A 16,139-nucleotide genomic window follows, 5' to 3' on the forward strand; every position below is an offset into this window, starting at 1 on the left:
CGCCGTCAGGACACGGGCAGCAGCTGGCGCACCAGCTCCAGCAGGCGGCCTCGCTCCACCTCGCGCTTGACGAGGTACCCGTCCGCGCCCGCCTCCAGACCGGCGGCGCGGTCCTCGGGACTGTCGAGCGACGTCACCAGGATGATGGGCGTGCGGTGCAGCTGGGGGTGCGACTTGATTCGCCGCGCCAGGCCCACGCCGTCCAGCCGGGGCATCTGCCAGTCGCTGACCACCAGCTGGCAGGGCGTGCGCTCCAGGATGCCCCACGCCTCTTCACCGTCCGCCGCGGTCACCACCGGGTAGCCGGCAATCTCCAGCAGCGACTTCATGGCGAAGCGCGTGGTGAGCGCGTCGTCACACACGAGGATGCGAGGCCGCGCCGTCTCGCGAGCCACCGAGCGCGTCTCTGGCCGCGCCGCGCGCACCAGCTCCGCCGCGTTGAGCACTGGCACCACGCGGCCGTCGTCCAGCACCGCCGCGCCCGCCAGGTGCCGCACGCCCTTGAGGTGGCGCCCCAGCGAGCGGACGACAATCTCCTGCTGCCCCACCACCTCGTCGATGGCGAACAGCACCTTGTCCTCGCCCACCGTCAGCAGCGCGGCGGCTTGCACGTTCCCGGAGTCCAGCGCCAGCGGCAGCCGGGGCAGGCCAATGGCCTCCGCCAGCGGAAGGAATGTGAGCTGCTCCCCATCCAGCCGCGCCACCACGCGGCCCGCGACGGTGCCCACGTCGTCCGGGTTCAGCCGGAGGATGCGATTCACGCTGTCGGAGGGAATGGCGGACACCGTGGTGCCCGTGCGCACGAGCAACCCCAACGCCGCGGCCAGCGTCAGCGGCAGGTCCACGGTGAAGCGCGTGCCCCGGCCCGCAGTGAAGGCCACGTCCACCGAGCCCTGGAGCCGCTGCGCCGTCGCCTGCACCACGTCCAGCCCCACGCCCCGCCCGGACGTCGCGGACACCTGCTCCCGCGTGGAAAAGCCTGGCTGGAAGACGAGCCGCGCCGCCTGCGCGTCCGACAGCTTCTCCGCTTCATCGGCCGACAGCAGCCCCCGCCGCACCGCCGTGGCGCGCACCCGGCTGGGCGACAAGCCGGAGCCGTCATCCTCCACCACCACCGCGATGCGCGAACCCCGAGGCTCCACCCGCACCGTCAGGCGCCCCGCTTCGGGCTTGCCCGCGGCCCGCCGCTCCTCGGTGGACTCCAGGCCGTGGTCGATGGCGTTGCGCACCAGGTGCAGCAGCGGGTCCTTCAGCGCGTCGAGGATGCGCCGGTCCAACCGGACCTCGCCGCCCGACAGCTCCAGCGTCACCTGCTTGTCCAGCCGCGCGGACGTCTCGCGCACGGTGCGCCGCAGCGGCTCCAGCACCTGCGAGGCCGGTACCATGCGCAGGTCGCGCAAATCATCGCGCGCCACCTGGGCCACCAGCGTCAGCTGCTCACCGTCGCGGTGCGACTCCTTCGTCAGCTCCAGGAGCTGCTTCTGCAGTCCGCGCATCTGCGTCACGCCCGCGCGGAGCGGCTCCAGCGCGGGACCGCCGCCCGCCATCGCGAGCTGCGACGACGCGCGCTCCAGGTGCATCAGCACCTCGCGCATGCCGTCCATCAACACGCGGTGCGCCGCGCCGCGCCGCGTCTGCTGCGCGCGTCCGGCCAGGAGCAGCTCCACCTGGAGCGCGATGGACTCCAGCGTCTTCACCGACACGCGCACCGTCTGGTCCGCCGGTCCGCGGGACTCCGTCGTGGCCGCAGCTCCCGCGGGCCCCTGCGCCGCCGCGCCTTCCACGGGCGCGGGAGACGGCGACGCGCGCAGCGAATGGACGGCGCGGGCCACCGCCCCTGCGCCACCCTCGGCCTCCAACGCCGTCCGCAGGTCCACCAGCGTGCCAGCCACGTCCGATGCGGCCAGCCCCGCGGAGTCACCGCCCGGCTCCATTCGCGTGAAGCCCAGCGCCGCGGCTTCCGCCAGCGTGGCCACCTTCTGCGCCCCGGCGGACTCGGCGGACGTCTTCAACGTGCGGGCCCGCTCCACCGCCGTGCGCACCACCGCCGCCCGGTCCGGAACATCTGGCGAGCACAGCGCGCTCAACCCCGCTTCGAGGAGGTCCAGCACCTCCAGCCCCTGCGCGGCCGCGCCCGAGGCCGCCGTCTGGGGGACGGCCTCCGCGGACTCGTGGCCCAGGGCGGCCAGCAGCGAGGACAGTCCTTCCACCACGGGTGACTGTCCGGCGTCGCCACGGGCCATGGCGCCTTCGATGGCGGAGAGCCCGCGCAGCATGGCCTCCACCGTGTCGCGGGGCAGCCGCTCCTCCTGATTGAAGGTGGCCAGCCCGTCCTCGATGGCGTGCACCACCTGCTCGATGTCGTCCAGGCCCAGGCTGGCCGCGGAGCCCTTGAGGCTATGGACCAGCCGCTTGAGCGACGGGAGCAGGTCCGGCTCACGCCCCTGCGCCGGGCCCTCCAACCCCAACACCTTCGACCCGATGGCTTGAATCTGCTCGCGCGTCTCCGCGGAGAACACCGGCCAGATGCTGCGCAAGAGCTGAGGATCCATGGCGCGTGCCTACTCCCCTTCGGGCCGCGTGGCGGACGGGCCCCCGAGCTGCTCCAGGTCCAACACCGTCAGCCGGTCCGGCGTGAGGAACAAGAAGGGCCCGGGCGGAGGCTGGGACAGCTCCGCCTTCGGCAATTCCTTGCGTCCTTCGACGGACTCCGCCGCCAGCCCGACCCCCTCTTCACTGTCATCCGCCTCGACCACCACCACCTTGCTGAGGTCCGACATGCCGCCCCCCTCCAGCCCCAGGAGCTGGCGCAGGTCCAACACCGGCACCACGCGCGAGCGGCTCACCAGCGCCCCCAGCACGTGCCGGGGAGCACCGGGCAGCGAGGCGATGCCGCGCGCTTCAATCACGTGGTCCACGTGCTCGATTCGCACCGCATAGCGTTCGCCGCCCACCTGGAAGGCCAGCACGGAGAGCACCTCCTGGCGCTCCTCGTGGCGGGATTCGGCCAGGGCCCGGGCACGGGCGCTGAGCACCTCGCGACGCTTCTCGGGGCTCACCCCCTGCTTGCCGTCCAGCAGCGAGTGCGCCTCGGTGAGCTGGCGTCGCAGCCCCGTGGAATCAATCTTGGCGTCGTCCTTCGACATGCGCTCAGTACCGGGTCGCGGGGAGCTTCAGGATGTCGCGCACCTTCGAACGAAGGTCGTCCACGGACACCGGCTTGTTGAGGAAGGCGCTGGCGCCCACCAGCTTGCCCTTCTGCCGGCTCGCGTCGTCCTTCAGCGACGTGAGCATCATGAAAGGGGTGTCGTGAAGTTGCCGGTCCGCGCGGATCGCCGCGCACAGCGCGAAGCCGTCCATCTCCGGCATCTGCACATCGGAGATGATGAGGTCCGGCTTGAGCTCCCGCGCCTTGGTCAGTCCAATCGCGCCATTCGGAGCGTCGAAGAACTCCAACCCCCACCCCATCAGGTACACCTGAAGAAGGTTGGTGATGGTCTTCGTGTCTTCGACGATGAGCACCTTTGCGTTCATAACTGGTACCTACCCACCAGGTCCGAGAACCGTTTCGAGAGATTGGTCAGATTGCCTGACACCTGTTCGATGCGCCGGGTGCTCTCCACCGAGTCTCCCATGGCGGATGTCAGCTCGCTCATCGCCGTGGAAATCTGCTCCACGCCAATGGTCTGCTGACGCGTGTTGCCGGCAATCTGCCGCGCCGCGCCCGACGACTCGCGGATGACCTCCGACAGGCCCAGGATGGTCGTCCCCGCTTCGCGAGCCAGCTCCATGGCCGCCTGCGCCCGGCGGCTGCCTTCCTCCGTGGCGCTGACGGCCTGCCTCGTCCCCTTCTGCACTTCGTTGAGCAGGCCGCGCACCTGCTCCGCGGCGATGCGGGACTGCTCCGCCAGCGTGCGCATCTCCGTGGCCACCACCGCGAAGCCCCGGCCATGCTCCCCGGCCTTGGCCGCTTCAATGGAGGCATTGAGCGCCAGCAGGTTGGACTGCTCGGCCACGTCCTTCACCGTGCCGATGATGTCGCCAATCTGCATCGTGCGCTCGCTGAGGTCGGTGATGGACAGGGCAATGGCCTTCACCTGTTCGCCCAGCTTCTCCATGCCGGCGACGCTCTCACTGACGACCTGCTGCCCCTCCGCGCTGAGGGCTTCGGACTTCTGCGTCTGGGAGATGACCGAGTCCGCGTAGGCCGTGGCCTGCTTGGACGTCTGGGCAATCTCCGCCACCGTGGTGCTCGTCTCATTGATGGCGGAGGCCTGCTGGTGGGCCATGGCCGACTGCTGCGTGGAGGTGGCCAGCACGCCCGCCGCCTCGCGCTCCATCTCCGCCGCCGCGCTGCGCAGGTCCTGCAGCAGGTGGGAGAGCGCGTCCGTCATCACCGCGAAGCTGCGCGCCACGTCGCCAATCTCATCCGAGCCCTGGAGGTCCACCTGCTGACGCAGGTCCCCCGCCGCGATGCCCGCCGCCGCGCGCGCCAGCCGCTCCAGCGGCACCACGAGCATCCCGGACACCAGCCATGCCGCCACCATGCAGGCCACCAGCACGAGCAGGCTGATGATGGCCGTGAAGCGCGTGGCCTCCCGCAGCGTCTGGCTCAGCCCCTCCTCGTGGAGCGCCAGCTGGAGGGTGCCCAGGTGCGCGGTGGAGCCGGCCGCGAGCACGGGCGCCGTCGTCTCCACCAGACCCGTGCCCTTCACGGACCTGCGGCGGAGCACCGAGGCATCGCCTTCGACGGAGGCCGGAGCCTGCGCCTCGCCGACGTAGCGCTCCGCGGCGGCCTCGCCCAGGAGGACGCCGTCCGCGTCATGGACGCGGACATAGGCGACCTCGGGCCCCAGGCTCAGCGCGCCCTGCACCAGCTCATGCAGCCGCTCCGGGTCGCGCTTCGTGCTCAGCATGGGCGCCAGCGTCTTCGCCAGCTCCACACTCACCGAGTTGGCGCGGCGGGACAGGTCGTTGCGAAGCGCGTCGCCCATCTGCATCCACGTCGTGGTGATGAGGATGACGGCCACCAGCCCCCCCGTCGCCCCGGTGAGCGCGAGGATTTTCATCCGCAGACTGAGCCTGCTCCCCGGCGCGCGGCCCGGCGGTGTCAGGTGCGTCCCTTTGACGTCCACGTTGCCTCCCACCTCGTGCGGAGCGCGCGCCTCTCAGCGCACTCCAAGCCAGCCAGCCTGCTCGACTGGCGCCAGGGCCTGCCTCAGGCCGCCGGCCGTCATCGTCTCCACCCCACGCAGCGGGTGTTCATCATCCAGTCCATCCAGCGCGCGCAGGGCGTTCTGCCGCGCACGCTCCGCGTCCTCGGGCCGATCCATGCGCCCATAGAGGGCCACCAGCGTGGCGTGCCCCAGCGCCAACCGGGGCTCCAGGTACAGCGCCTTGCGAACCGCTTCCACGGCCCCGTTCAGGTCGCCACGAACCTCGGCCACCATGGAGAGCAGCAGGTACGCCTCGGGAACGAGCGCCTTCGCGGCCTCGCGCGCCAGCGCCTCCGCCTCCTCGAAGTGTCCCGCACGCGCCGCGATGATGGCGCGCTCCAGGGCAGGAACCTCCTCGGCAGCGAGCGCATCCACGGCCACCGACCGCGGCACGGCCGGAGTGGCGGCGTCTGGCGTTGGCGCGGCCCGCGCGGGGCGCGACGTCCCGGGCTCGCTCAGAGATGGACGCCCCTCCGGCACGCGCGCGCGGCGCGCCCTTGAATCGTCCAGCGCCTGAGGCCACCCGGCTGGAGGCACCGGCGAGGCCACCTGATTGCGGCCCATCCCCAGGCGAGGAAGCCGCGCCTCCGGCGTCGCCGCGCGAGGCGCACCCGGCGCGGGGACCCGAAGCGCCACGCTGCCCTCGGCGTCCACCGTCTCCAGCCCCAGGCCGTTGGTCAGCGGCACCTCCGCCGGAGAGACGAAGAGCAGCCCACCGGGGGCCAGCGCGGAGATGAAGCGCTTCAGCACCTCCCGCGCGAGCTCCGTCGGGAAGTAGATGAGCACGTTTCGGCAGAAGATGGCGCCCAGGCCCATGAAGGGCGGCGGATCCACGGCCAGGTTGTGGCGCCGGAACTCCACGGCGTGCCGGACCTGGGGGATGACGGCGTAGTCGTCGCCGTTGGCGACCAGGAAGCGCTTCTCCTGCTCCGGCTCGATGCGGCGCAGGGACCACGGGCCGTACACGCCCTCCCGCGCGCGCTGGAGCGCCCGGCCCGACACGTCCGTCGCCAGTACGCGGAAGCGGCCTTCGGGCAAGCCCTCCGCCATCAAGGCCATGGCGATGCTGTAGGGCTCCTCGCCGCTGGCGCAGCCCGCGCTCCACACCTGGAAGCACGGGGCCGGGTGCGCCTGCGCCAGACGCGCCAGGGTGCGCAGGTGCTCCGGGTGACGGAAGAAGTACGTCTCGCCAATGACGGCGTGCTCGATGAAGCACTCCACCGCCGCGGCCTCGCGCACCAGCAGCTTGCGCAGGAAGGCGTCGGGCTCCAGGCCTCGCGACCGCGCGGCCCGCCCCAGCGCCGTCTCCAGCGAGCGGCGCAGGCTGCGCGCCAACGTCACCCCGCAGGCCGACTGGAGGACGTCCTCGACCCGGGCCAGCGTCGCGTCGTCGAGCACGCCCTCGCTCACGGCGCCTCCGGCCCCACGAGCACCGCGGCCGTCCGAAGCAACGGGCGCACGCCTTCAGGCGTCCGGCACAGCCCCGCCATCAGCCCGCTGGCATCCCACGGCAGCGGCGGCGTCCCATCCGGCGTCCCGTCCACCAGCACCGGGGACTCCACCAGGTCGCGCACGCGGTCCACCAGCACGGCCACCGTCCGCGCACCGCCGCCGCAGACGACCAGGTGCGCATCCAGGGAGGCCTCCCGCTTCACCCCCAGGAGCGCCGCCAGGTCCACGACGACGGCCGGGCTGCCCCGGTAGACGAAGGTCCCCGCAACGTGCGCGGGCGCCCCGGGCAGCGGCTCCAGCTCCACCAGCCGCACCACCTCCTGCACCGTCTCCGCGTCCATCAGCGCGCTGGTCCCCGCCGCGTCCACCGCCAGGTACATCCCTGGAAGTCGCAGCTCGCCCGCCAGCGACGCCAGCTCCTGGCGCAGCTGGGCCTGCTCCTCCTCGAGCTGACTCAGCCGCTCCTCGACAGAGAGACGGCGCGACTGCGCGACCATGGAATTGTCTGGTGTGTCTGCCATCAGGGGAACTCCCGCCTGTCACTGAAGCGCGGGATTGGAGCACGCTAGTCTGTCCGACAAAGAAGCGTCAATGCGGGCTAACCGGCATTCACTCTCACACGATCGGCGAGTGATGGCGGCAACGGAAGGCATCAGACGTGCTGGATCGGACAGCCCGCTGGTGCGTAGCGCTCGGCAGGTATGGTTTGATGAAGTGCGGCGACACTTCTGGAGAACCGATGTTGCTTGCAGTCTGGGGCTACGAATGATCAAGGGCGACTCGCCGAATCCCGAGGCACCCACTGGAACGGGCACGGATCCGCTCATCGGGCGAAATCTGAACGGCCGCTTCAGCATCCTGGAACCGTTGGGCATCGGGGGCATGGGCAAGGTCTACCGGGCCCTGCAGGCGCCGCTCGAGCGCGTGGTGGCGCTCAAGGTACTCAACCCCAGCTTCCCCAGCAGCCGGGACCCTGGCTTCCAGAAGCGCTTCCTGCGCGAGGCGTCGCTGACGTCCAAGCTGCGCCATCCCAACACCGTCACCGTCATCGACTACGGGCAGACGGACGACGGCATCTTCTACATCGCCATGGAGTACCTGGACGGCCGGACGCTGGCCCAGGTGCTGGGGCAGGTCGGCCCGCTGGCGTGGTCTCGCGCCATCGCCATCACCCAGCAGATCTGCCGCTCGCTGCGCGAGGCGCACAGCCAGGGCATCATCCACCGCGACCTGAAGCCGGCCAACATCATGCTCCTCAACGAGCAGGATCAGGACCTGGTCAAGGTGCTGGACTTCGGCCTGGTGAAGTCGGTGGCGGCGCCCCAGGAGGGGCAGCTCTCTCCTGAAATCACCCAGAACGGCACGTTCCTGGGCTCGCCGCAGTACATGGCGCCCGAGCAGGCGCGCAACGCCACCGACGCGCGCAGTGACGTGTACTCGCTGGGCATCGTGCTCTTCCAGATGCTGATGGGGCGTCCGCCGTTCATCGCGCGCGACCACATCGAGCTCATCTTCGCCCACTACAAGGAGGCCCCACCCACCTTCCAGCAGGTGCGGCCGGACCTCCACATCCCGCCGGAAATCGAGGCGGTGGTCCGCCGCTGCCTGGAGAAGGACCCGGCGCGGCGCTACCAGACGATGGACGAGCTGCTGGAGGGCCTGCGCGAAGCGAGCATGTCCGCGGGCGGCAACAGCGGCATCTTCAAGCGGCCCGGCGGCGCGACGACGACGGGCCCCTACCCATCCCCCGCGCTGTTCTCCAACGTGGGCAACAACACCGAATCCGGTGACACGCTGGCGGTGGACATCAGCGTGGAGGTGCCCCGGGACGTCAAGCGCGCCCGGCAGCGCACGCTGCTCACGGGTGGCCTGGGAGGCCTCGTAGTGGCGGGCCTCATCGCGGGCGGCGCGGTGTTCTTCATGTCGAACAAGGAAGCGGCACCACCGGCCCCCGCGCCCCAGGCGGAGGCCCCGGCGCCTGTCGCCGCCGCACCCGCCGCGGAGCCGGCCGCCGAACCCGCTGCCGCCGCGAACGCGGGCAAGGTCCGCTTCAAGCTGATGAGCCAGCCCTCCGGCGCCCGCGTCTTCTACCGGGGCAAGGAGCGAGGCGTCACGCCCTTCACCCTGGAGATTCCGTCGGGACAGGATGGCTCCGTCACGGTGGAGCTGACCTTCGCGATGGAGGGCTACCAGATGGAGACCGTCGTCACGGGCGGTACCGGCGAGGTGGTGCTGTCGCAGAAGATGCAGAAGCGCCGGGGCGGCGCGGGCGGCAGCCGGCACGTCGAGGTGGCCTCCGTGAGCGCGGACGAGACGGCGGAGGAAGTCGAGCCGGTGGCCACGCCGGGCGGCATGTCCGCGCCGGTGATGCTCGCCCCCACGGCCTCGCCCGCCACGGAGCTCCCTGTCGCGGCGGCTGTCGGTGGCGCCACGGCCGCGGCAGCCGACGCGGCTCCGGCCAAGGGCTCGGCGACCGGGCTCGCGTTGCCGGTCCTCCCCACCGCTGCGGTGGCCTCCGCGCGGGGCGACGTGCTCCCCTACAACGAGGACATGCCTCGCCCGGAGATGGTCGACCAGGGCAAGGACATCATCTACACGCGCGAAGCGATGGCCGCGAAGTCGAGCGGCGTGATGATTGTCCGCTGCACCATCACCCAGAAGGGCCGCGTGGAGAAGTGCCGGACCATCAAGTCCGTGGCCCACATGGAGCGCGCGGTGCTCGATGCCCTCACGTCCCGGACCTACAAGCCCATCGTCTACAAGGGCTACCCGGTGAACGTGGACTACACCTTCAGCATGCGCCTGGTGGCACCGCGCCGCTGAGGCTGCATCCCTGACCGCCCCCGCCGGACCCAGCGCGCATCAGGGTCCGGTGGAGGGCACCACGGGAGGCGCGGGAGGAACGGCCTGCACATCGCCGCCGGGCGGCACGCCCCAGTCCACCACCGGCCAGCCCCGCTTCCGGGCGTGGCGCCGCAGCCGGTGGTCCGGGTGGACGGCCACGGGCCGCCCCACCACCTCCATCACCGACAGGTCCGAATACGAATCGGTGTAGAAGGCGCATGCCGACAGTGCCACGCCCGCCTCGCGCACGTACGCCTCGGCACAGACGCGCTTGCCCTCGCCGAAGCAGATGGTGCCCAGGGCGCGTCCGGTGTGGAGGCCCGCGCCATCGACCTCGAAGCGGTTGCACAGCACCGCGTCCAGTCCCAGCTCCCGCGCCACCAGCTCCGACAGGTAGCCCGTGGATGACGTCAGCAGGACGAGCCGCTCCCCGGCGCGCCGGTGCGCGTCCAGCACGGCCCAGGCCCCGGGCCGATAGAGCGGCCGCACCTGCTCCGCGTAGAACACGGCGGTGCGCTCCTGGAGCGGCTTCGCGGGCGTACCGGCGAGCTGGGCAATCGCGCGTGCGACGGCGTCCTGCATGGACACGAAGCCCAGGTGGTAGCGCGCAATCCAGAGGCTGGCGCGCAGCGCCTGGAAGCGGGAGATGTGCCCCAGCTCGAGCTCGCGGCGAATCCACAGCGAGCCCGAGTTGGCGGCGATGAGCGTCTTGTCCAGGTCAAAGAATGCGACGGCCACGCCAGGACCTTTCATCCCGCCGGAGGGACGCCGCAGCGCGGACCGCACGCCGCCGCACACGCGTCAGGACGAGCGCGGCCAGCCCCAGCCCCAGCGCTACCGGTCCCGGCGCCGCCGCGCAGCCGCTGCCCCGGCCGTCCGCCTTCAACGCAAACCCCGCCCCCTCCCGCACGAAACACTGGGTGGGCGGCAGGTGACGCGGGTAGATGTCACAGAACCCGGCGGCCGACCCCGAGTCGATGACACGCTTGCGCGTTTCCCCCGGCGGCGCGGTGGCCTCCATGGTGGCGCCCGGGACGAAGACATGGTCCAGCCCCACCACGTGGCCAATCTCGTGCGTCATGGTGTTCTGGATGTCCGTGGCCACGCAGTCCACCGAGGGCTCGCGCTCACACACCGGTGAGTCCACCGTGGTGAAGAGGAAGCCGTAGCCCTGTGCCGGCTGGGACGCGTTCAGCTCGATGTCCGAGTCCAACACCCGCCCGTCCCGATAGGAGAACGTGGACGTGGTGAGGCCGATGGTCCCAGGCGGATGCTCCCAGCACTGGTAGACGTTGCCGCACGTCTCTTCGGTCCAGCACGCATCATCCGCCGGGGCAACCTCGTGGCACGACGTCTCCCGGAACGTGATGATGTTGTAGTTGTCCCGGGGACGCGTCTCGTCGTAGCCCACGGCGATGGGCGCTCGCCAGTCCTCGCCCCGGGTGAACCGGTAGTCGCTGCACCCGTCGGAGACGTTCCGCCACGAGTCGAAGGACGCCTCGATGGCCGCCACCTCGGAGTCCCCAGGCGTGCGCGCGCTGCCCGCCGCATCCAGGTGGTAGACATACTCACGCACCGGCCACACCAGGCACAGCGGGTGCCTGGGCACCACGGTGCGGCGGTAGGCCGGCTCCTCCTCCATCTGCGCTTGAGCAGAGGTGGCCAGGCACGCGGCCGCGAGCGCCAGCACCTTCCTCACTGGACCGCCTCCTCGCGGCGGCGGCGGCGCGCCAGCCACAGCGACCAGACGGCCACCAGCGACAGCGCCCCACCCGGCCCCGCCGCGGAGCAGCCTCCAGCCTTGGGCCCCAGTTCGATGGACGTCACCGGGTGGAGGCACGACTGGCTGGCCTGCCCCTGGGGGTAGGCGTCACAGACGAAGCCGCGCGAGCCCGAGTCCACCACGCGCTTGGACACCTCTCCCGGCGGCGCGCTGGGGTTCATGGTGGAGCCGGTGGCGCGCGTGTGGTCCAGACCGATGAGGTGGCCGACCTCGTGCGTGGCGGTGTTCTGCACGTCGGTGGCAACACACTGGGTCGTCACCGGCGGGAAGCACGTGCCGCCGTTCGCCGTCGTGAAGGAGAAGCGCGCCGCGTTGAAGGAGATGTCCGAGTCGTAGATGATTCCCGAGCGCTCGTCGTACGTGGTGAGGGTGATGGCGATGGTGTTGTCGTCGTCATCCCAGCAGTCATGCGTGTTGGCACACGTGTCGTCGGCCCAGCACGCATCGCTCTCGGGCACCACGGAGTTGCAGTCCCGGGTCCGGAACAGCACCAGGTTGGTATTGGTTCCCTGGCGCCGGTAGCCCACCTGGCGTTCGTCCACGCGCGGGCCTTCCACCAGCGTGAGGTTGCCGCACTCGGCGAAGATGTCCTGCCAGCTCTGGAAGGAGGCGCGAATCGCGTCGAACTCGGAGTCGCCCGCCGTGTCCGGGTTGCCGTAGGTGCTCTGGTTCCAGACGATGCGATGGGACGTCCAGTAGAGGCACTGCGTGCCCGTGTCACCCGCATCGACACGGCTGCGGACGTAGGGGTCCACCTGGCCCAGGCTCAGGGCCAGCATCAGGGGCGCGAGCGGTATCACGGCGTCTGCTCCCCAAGGGCTTCACGGATGGCGGCCTTCAGCTCCACCAGCGTCATGGACTGGAGCGCGGACGCGGCAGGCTTTCGGGTGACGGGGTCCAACAGCTGCGACTCGGTGGGCTCTGGGACGGCCAGCGCCGTCTTTCCCTCACGCTTCACCTGGAACTTCCCCTGCGCCATGTCAGAGACGCGGAAGGCACGGGGGCCGCGCTTCTGCAGGAAGACCACCACCTCCTCGCCCGGCGTGAAGGACGCCAGCCCGTGCACCACCTGGCCAATGTCCCCCATGCGGCCCCCGGGCTGGGTGACGAGCACCGTGCTCCCAGGCTGGCCCTTGAGCGACTCCGTCACCTGGATTTCGACGTCGGTGAGGATGCGCATCTTGTCGCCGCTCCAGCGGCTCTCCACGCGCCGGACGACCCCGTGGACCACGGTGTCCGCGCCTACCGCGAGCCCGGACAGGTCCACGCGGAGCTGGGTGGTGGCGGTCGCGGGCACGCCCACCAGGAGGACAGCCAGGAGCAACGTGCGAACTACCTGACGAATCGACATACGAGTTCTCCCTGGCCATCCAACTTACTCCAGGAATGCCCCTCCGCGTTGACCCTCCATCGTCGCCCTGCTAATCCGCGCGCCCGTATGCCTCCTGCCCTTCGCGTCCGCTTCGCTCCCTCGCCTACCGGTTACCTTCACATTGGCGGTGCCCGTACGGCGCTGATGAATTTTCTCCAGGCGCGGCGCCAGGGCGGCACCTTCGTCCTTCGCATGGAGGACACGGACCAGGGCCGCTCCACCCCGGAGTCGGTGCAGGCCATCCTGGACGGACTGAACTGGCTGGGCATCGACTGGGATGAGGGCCCCGGTAAGGAAGGCCCCTACGCCCCCTACTTCCAGATGCAGCGGCTGGACACCTACCGCAAGCACGCCGACCAGCTCATCGCCGAGGGCAAGGCCTACCGGTGCTACTGCACGAAGGAGGAGCTCGACGCGCAGCGGCAGGTGGCGGAGAAGGCGGGCGGCGCGTTCAAGTACCCGGGCACCTGCCGCGAGCGGACCGCCCCCCCCGCCGGCCGCAACGCCGCGGACGCCGTCATCCGCTTCAAGATGCCCGCGGGCGACGGCTCCGTGTCCTTCACCGACAAGGCGCTGGGCACCATCACCAAGACGCACAGCGACCTGGATGACTGGGTCATGATGCGGGCGGACGGCATCCCCGTGTACAACTTCGGGTGTGTCATTGATGACCACCTGATGGACATCACCCTGGTCGCGCGCGGCCAGGAGCACGTCAACTCCACCTTCCCGCAGCTCATGCTGTACCAGGCGCTGGGGTGGACGCCGCCCGACTTCGCCCACCTGCCGCTCATCCTGGGCCCGGACCGCGAGAAGCTGTCCAAGCGCAAGCACCCGGAAGCGGACGTGATGGTGCACAAGCGCAACGGCGTCATGCCGGAGGCGCTGCTCAACTTCGTCATCCGCCTGGGCTGGAGCCACGGCAACGACGAGGTCATCAGCCGCGAGCAGATGCTCGAGTGGTTCGACTTCAGCGACGTGGGCACCACCTCCGGCGTGTGGAACCCGGAGAAGCTGCTGTGGCTCAACCAGCAGTGGATGAAGCAGCTGCCGGTGGAGACCGTGGTGGAGCGGCTGCTCCCCTTCCTGGAGGCGAAGGGCATCCAGGCGAAAGGCGACCCGCGGCTGGAGACGCTGGTGCGCACGCTGCGCGAGCGCTCCAACACCCTGGAAGACATCGCCACCACCGCGGCCAACGTCTACTTCCGCTCCGGCATCACCCTGGACGAGAAGGCCGCCACCAAGCACCTCTCCGGAGAGTCCCTCAACCTGCTGCGCAAGGTGCGTGAGACGCTCGCCGCGCTGCCGGAGTGGTCGGTGGAGGCGCTGGACGGCGTGGTGAAGCAGGTGAGCGAGGCCTCCAGCGTCGGCATGGGCAAGGTGGCGCAGCCCATCCGCGTGGCACTCACCGGCAACACCACCAGCCCGGGCATCGGCGAGACGCTGGTGCTGGTAGGCCGCGACGAATCCCTGCTGCGCATCGACGCGGCGCTGACGCGCGGTTGAGCTGTCAAGCGCAGGTAGCGGTGGACGTCCGCAGCGCAGGCCCCTATCTTTCGGACCCATGATGCGTGCCCTTGACAGCCTGAAACGCGGTTTCTATAAGGCGCGCCCGCTCGGAGCGGCGCTGGTGGCGCTCTGGGCGGTTTCAGCGGGCGCCGAAGTCGTCAATGGCGCGCAGTTGCCGGATGGGTCCAAGCGGGTCGGTGAGAATCGCTACCGGTCGCCCAGGGATTTCGATGGCACGCTGGAGTACTACCGCGCGGTCTACTCGACGAGCGGTTACCCCCGCCGGCAGATCGTGAACCAGCCGGGCGTCAAGGCGGTTCACATCAGCAACCCCTCGGGGAAGAACTTCGCGGGGCTGAACATTTACGAGGCGAACGACGAAGTTCGCATCTACATCGTCCCGACCCAGCAGGCAGCCAAGCCCGCCAAGAAGCCGGAGACGACGAAGAGCAGGAAGAAGTAAACGTCGCACCGAAGTTGTTGCAGTCCCGAAGTGGTATTGGTAGAGAAGCGCCGCGGTCGAGCAGGTCCTTGGGGAATCGTCTAACGGCAGGACAGCAGACTCTGACTCTGCTTATCTAGGTTCGAATCCTAGTTCCCCAGCTTGTAGTTCCGCAGTTGCAGTACGCGTTGGTCCGAAGCAACCTGAGCAGGACGAAACAAAAGGGTTGACGAGGGCAGACGAAAAAAGGTAGAAATCGCGGGCAGTTAGCAGCGGTTGAAACAAGTATCGGCCCTGTCGTCTAGCGGTTAGGACGGAGCCCTCTCACGGCTCAAACTCGGGTTCGAATCCCGGCAGGGTCACACTGAGACGCCCACCTTCTGAAAAGAAGGTGGGCGTTTCGCTTTGCGGGCCAGTCACGTGTGGCGCGAGACGGCGGCTCCGCGGGGCCCAGCGCCTCTTTCGAGGCGCGGCCCGCGCGTTCCTGCTCACGATTCGACGGGGTCCTTCAGGGCAACGGCGCGGCGATGCTCTGCCGGAAGGCGGCGAGCGCCGCGGCGAGCCGATCTTGCGCCCGCTGCACGCCCCGGCGCAGCAGCAACATGCGCACCTTCTCCGGCAGCGCGACGGCGCCCTGGCTGGTGCCGAAGCCCACCAGGTCCATGCGCAGCGTAATCGCCTCCAGCAAATCCCCCAGGTCCGCCTGGGGGCTGGCGAGCAGCAGCACGTCGGGCGGTCTGCGCTGAAGGCGCTCGGCCAGCGTGCGCCACTGGGGGTCGCCCGTCTCCACGATGACGACGTCCGCGCGCTCCAGTTCGGGGGCGTAGGGCGGCAGCTCCACCGCCTCGAAGCCAGCGTCCTGAAGAACGGTGACGGTATTCGCGCTGCCCACGACGGCCACGCGGCCATTGAGGCCCAGGCGCACCGCTTCCTCGTAGGCTCGCAGCTCCGCCTCCAGGGCTTCGTAGGCGAGCTCCGGCGCATCCTGTCCGGAGGCCAGGAGGGCCGCGGCCTCGCGGGCCACCTCCCGGGCCTGCTCCCGCACGAGCAGGCCCGCCGTCCTGCGCTCCAGGGCTGCGCGCACCTTGGCGCGCAGCACCCGCAGGTCGTCAAAAGGCTTGAGGATGTAGTCACTGGCGCCCGCGGCGAAGGCGGCAACGACGCTTTCGGAGCTGGCGTAGCCGGTAATCATCACCGCTTCCAGGGACGGCTGGAGACGGCGCGCCTCGGCGATGAGCTCCACGCCGCCCATGCCGGGCAGGTTCTTGTCCGTCACCAGGACGTCGAAGCGCTGCTCGGCCAGCAGCGGGAGGGCGTCCTCCGCGCTCGCGGCCAGCGTCACCACCAGGTCGGCATCTCGCTCCAGAAGGCGGGCACAGATGTCCAGCACGACGGGCTCGTCATCCACCACCAGCACCGTCGAGGCGAGCGTCCCCCCTTCCCCTCCTTCACCCTCACCGGTTTCGAACGGGAACTCCATGGCCGCGGAGATTCGCACAGCTCACTTCCAACTACGAAGCC

At 70.1% G+C, this 16,139-nt stretch carries 14 protein-coding genes and 2 tRNA genes; 5 read left to right on the forward strand and 11 right to left on the reverse strand.

Features of this window, described 5'->3' with window-relative positions; genetic code table 11:
- Positions 1-5: 5 nt before the first annotated feature.
- From BLU09_RS11015 to BLU09_RS11040, 6 genes are read right to left on the reverse strand one after another with little or no spacing between them, the layout of a single operon-like run.
- Positions 6-2,552 (reverse strand): hybrid sensor histidine kinase/response regulator, encoded by a 2,547-nt coding sequence (locus BLU09_RS11015; protein ID WP_090489048.1) that lies wholly within the window; start codon positions 2,550-2,552, stop codon positions 6-8.
- 9 nt (positions 2,553-2,561) lie between these two features.
- Positions 2,562-3,146: a chemotaxis protein CheW gene (locus tag BLU09_RS11020; protein WP_090489050.1), complete on the reverse strand. Its 585-nt coding sequence runs from the start codon at positions 3,144-3,146 to the stop codon at positions 2,562-2,564.
- Between the two features lie 4 nt (positions 3,147-3,150).
- A complete protein-coding gene (locus BLU09_RS11025; RefSeq protein WP_011552752.1) occupies positions 3,151-3,534 on the reverse strand; it encodes a response regulator in 384 nt (127 codons plus the stop codon).
- Positions 3,531-5,147, reverse strand: coding sequence for a methyl-accepting chemotaxis protein (locus BLU09_RS11030; RefSeq protein WP_090489053.1), 1,617 nt, complete (start codon positions 5,145-5,147; stop codon positions 3,531-3,533). The genes BLU09_RS11025 and BLU09_RS11030 overlap by 4 nt, the downstream gene beginning before the upstream one ends.
- A gap of 21 nt (positions 5,148-5,168) precedes the next feature.
- Complete coding sequence (locus BLU09_RS11035) at positions 5,169-6,626, reverse strand: CheR family methyltransferase (protein ID WP_090489055.1); 1,458 nt, start codon at positions 6,624-6,626, stop codon at positions 5,169-5,171.
- On the reverse strand, positions 6,623-7,189 hold the full coding sequence (locus tag BLU09_RS11040) for a chemotaxis protein CheW (RefSeq protein ID WP_090489057.1): 567 nt from the start codon (positions 7,187-7,189) through the stop codon (positions 6,623-6,625). The genes BLU09_RS11035 and BLU09_RS11040 overlap by 4 nt, the downstream gene beginning before the upstream one ends.
- Before the next feature lie 244 nt (positions 7,190-7,433).
- Here BLU09_RS11040 and BLU09_RS11045 point away from each other — a divergent pair, with 244 nt between their 5' ends.
- Positions 7,434-9,491: a TonB family protein gene (locus tag BLU09_RS11045; protein WP_090489059.1), complete on the forward strand. Its 2,058-nt coding sequence runs from the start codon at positions 7,434-7,436 to the stop codon at positions 9,489-9,491.
- A gap of 39 nt (positions 9,492-9,530) precedes the next feature.
- Here the strand turns inward: BLU09_RS11045 and BLU09_RS11050 are convergent, their stop codons facing one another.
- The 4 genes from BLU09_RS11050 to BLU09_RS11065 are packed head-to-tail and all read right to left on the reverse strand — an operon-like array spanning position 9,531 to position 12,646.
- Entirely contained in the window at positions 9,531-10,250 is a 720-nt protein-coding gene (locus BLU09_RS11050) for an HAD family hydrolase (protein WP_090489061.1), read from the reverse strand.
- On the reverse strand, positions 10,231-11,250 hold the full coding sequence (locus tag BLU09_RS11055; RefSeq protein WP_090489063.1) for a myxosortase-dependent metalloprotease, MXAN_2677/MXAN_2678 family: 1,020 nt from the start codon (positions 11,248-11,250) through the stop codon (positions 10,231-10,233). Before BLU09_RS11055 ends, BLU09_RS11050 begins: the two co-directional genes overlap by 20 nt.
- Complete coding sequence (locus tag BLU09_RS11060; RefSeq protein WP_090489065.1) at positions 11,208-12,095, reverse strand: myxosortase-dependent metalloprotease, MXAN_2677/MXAN_2678 family; 888 nt, start codon at positions 12,093-12,095, stop codon at positions 11,208-11,210. Before BLU09_RS11060 ends, BLU09_RS11055 begins: the two co-directional genes overlap by 43 nt.
- Positions 12,092-12,646 (reverse strand): hypothetical protein, encoded by a 555-nt coding sequence (locus BLU09_RS11065; RefSeq protein WP_011552744.1) that lies wholly within the window; start codon positions 12,644-12,646, stop codon positions 12,092-12,094. Before BLU09_RS11065 ends, BLU09_RS11060 begins: the two co-directional genes overlap by 4 nt.
- Positions 12,647-12,733: 87 nt before the next feature.
- Between BLU09_RS11065 and gltX the strand changes: the two genes are divergently transcribed.
- The 4 genes from gltX (at position 12,734) to BLU09_RS11085 (ending at position 14,980) form a co-directional block, all read left to right on the forward strand.
- On the forward strand, positions 12,734-14,173 hold the full coding sequence (gene gltX, locus BLU09_RS11070) for a glutamate--tRNA ligase (protein ID WP_090489067.1): 1,440 nt from the start codon (positions 12,734-12,736) through the stop codon (positions 14,171-14,173).
- 58 nt (positions 14,174-14,231) lie between these two features.
- A complete protein-coding gene (locus BLU09_RS11075; protein ID WP_090489069.1) occupies positions 14,232-14,639 on the forward strand; it encodes a hypothetical protein in 408 nt (135 codons plus the stop codon).
- A 69-nt stretch (positions 14,640-14,708) separates the two neighbouring features.
- Positions 14,709-14,779: transfer RNA gene (locus BLU09_RS11080), tRNA-Gln, on the forward strand.
- Positions 14,780-14,908: 129 nt separating this feature from the next.
- Positions 14,909-14,980, forward strand: a tRNA-Glu gene (locus BLU09_RS11085).
- A gap of 146 nt (positions 14,981-15,126) precedes the next feature.
- Here the strand turns inward: BLU09_RS11085 and BLU09_RS11090 are convergent.
- A complete protein-coding gene (locus tag BLU09_RS11090; protein WP_090489071.1) occupies positions 15,127-16,116 on the reverse strand; it encodes a response regulator in 990 nt (329 codons plus the stop codon).
- Positions 16,117-16,139 lie beyond the last annotated feature (23 nt).

The sequence above is a fragment of the Myxococcus virescens genome (genome assembly GCF_900101905.1).
Lineage (GTDB): Bacteria > Myxococcota > Myxococcia > Myxococcales > Myxococcaceae > Myxococcus > Myxococcus virescens.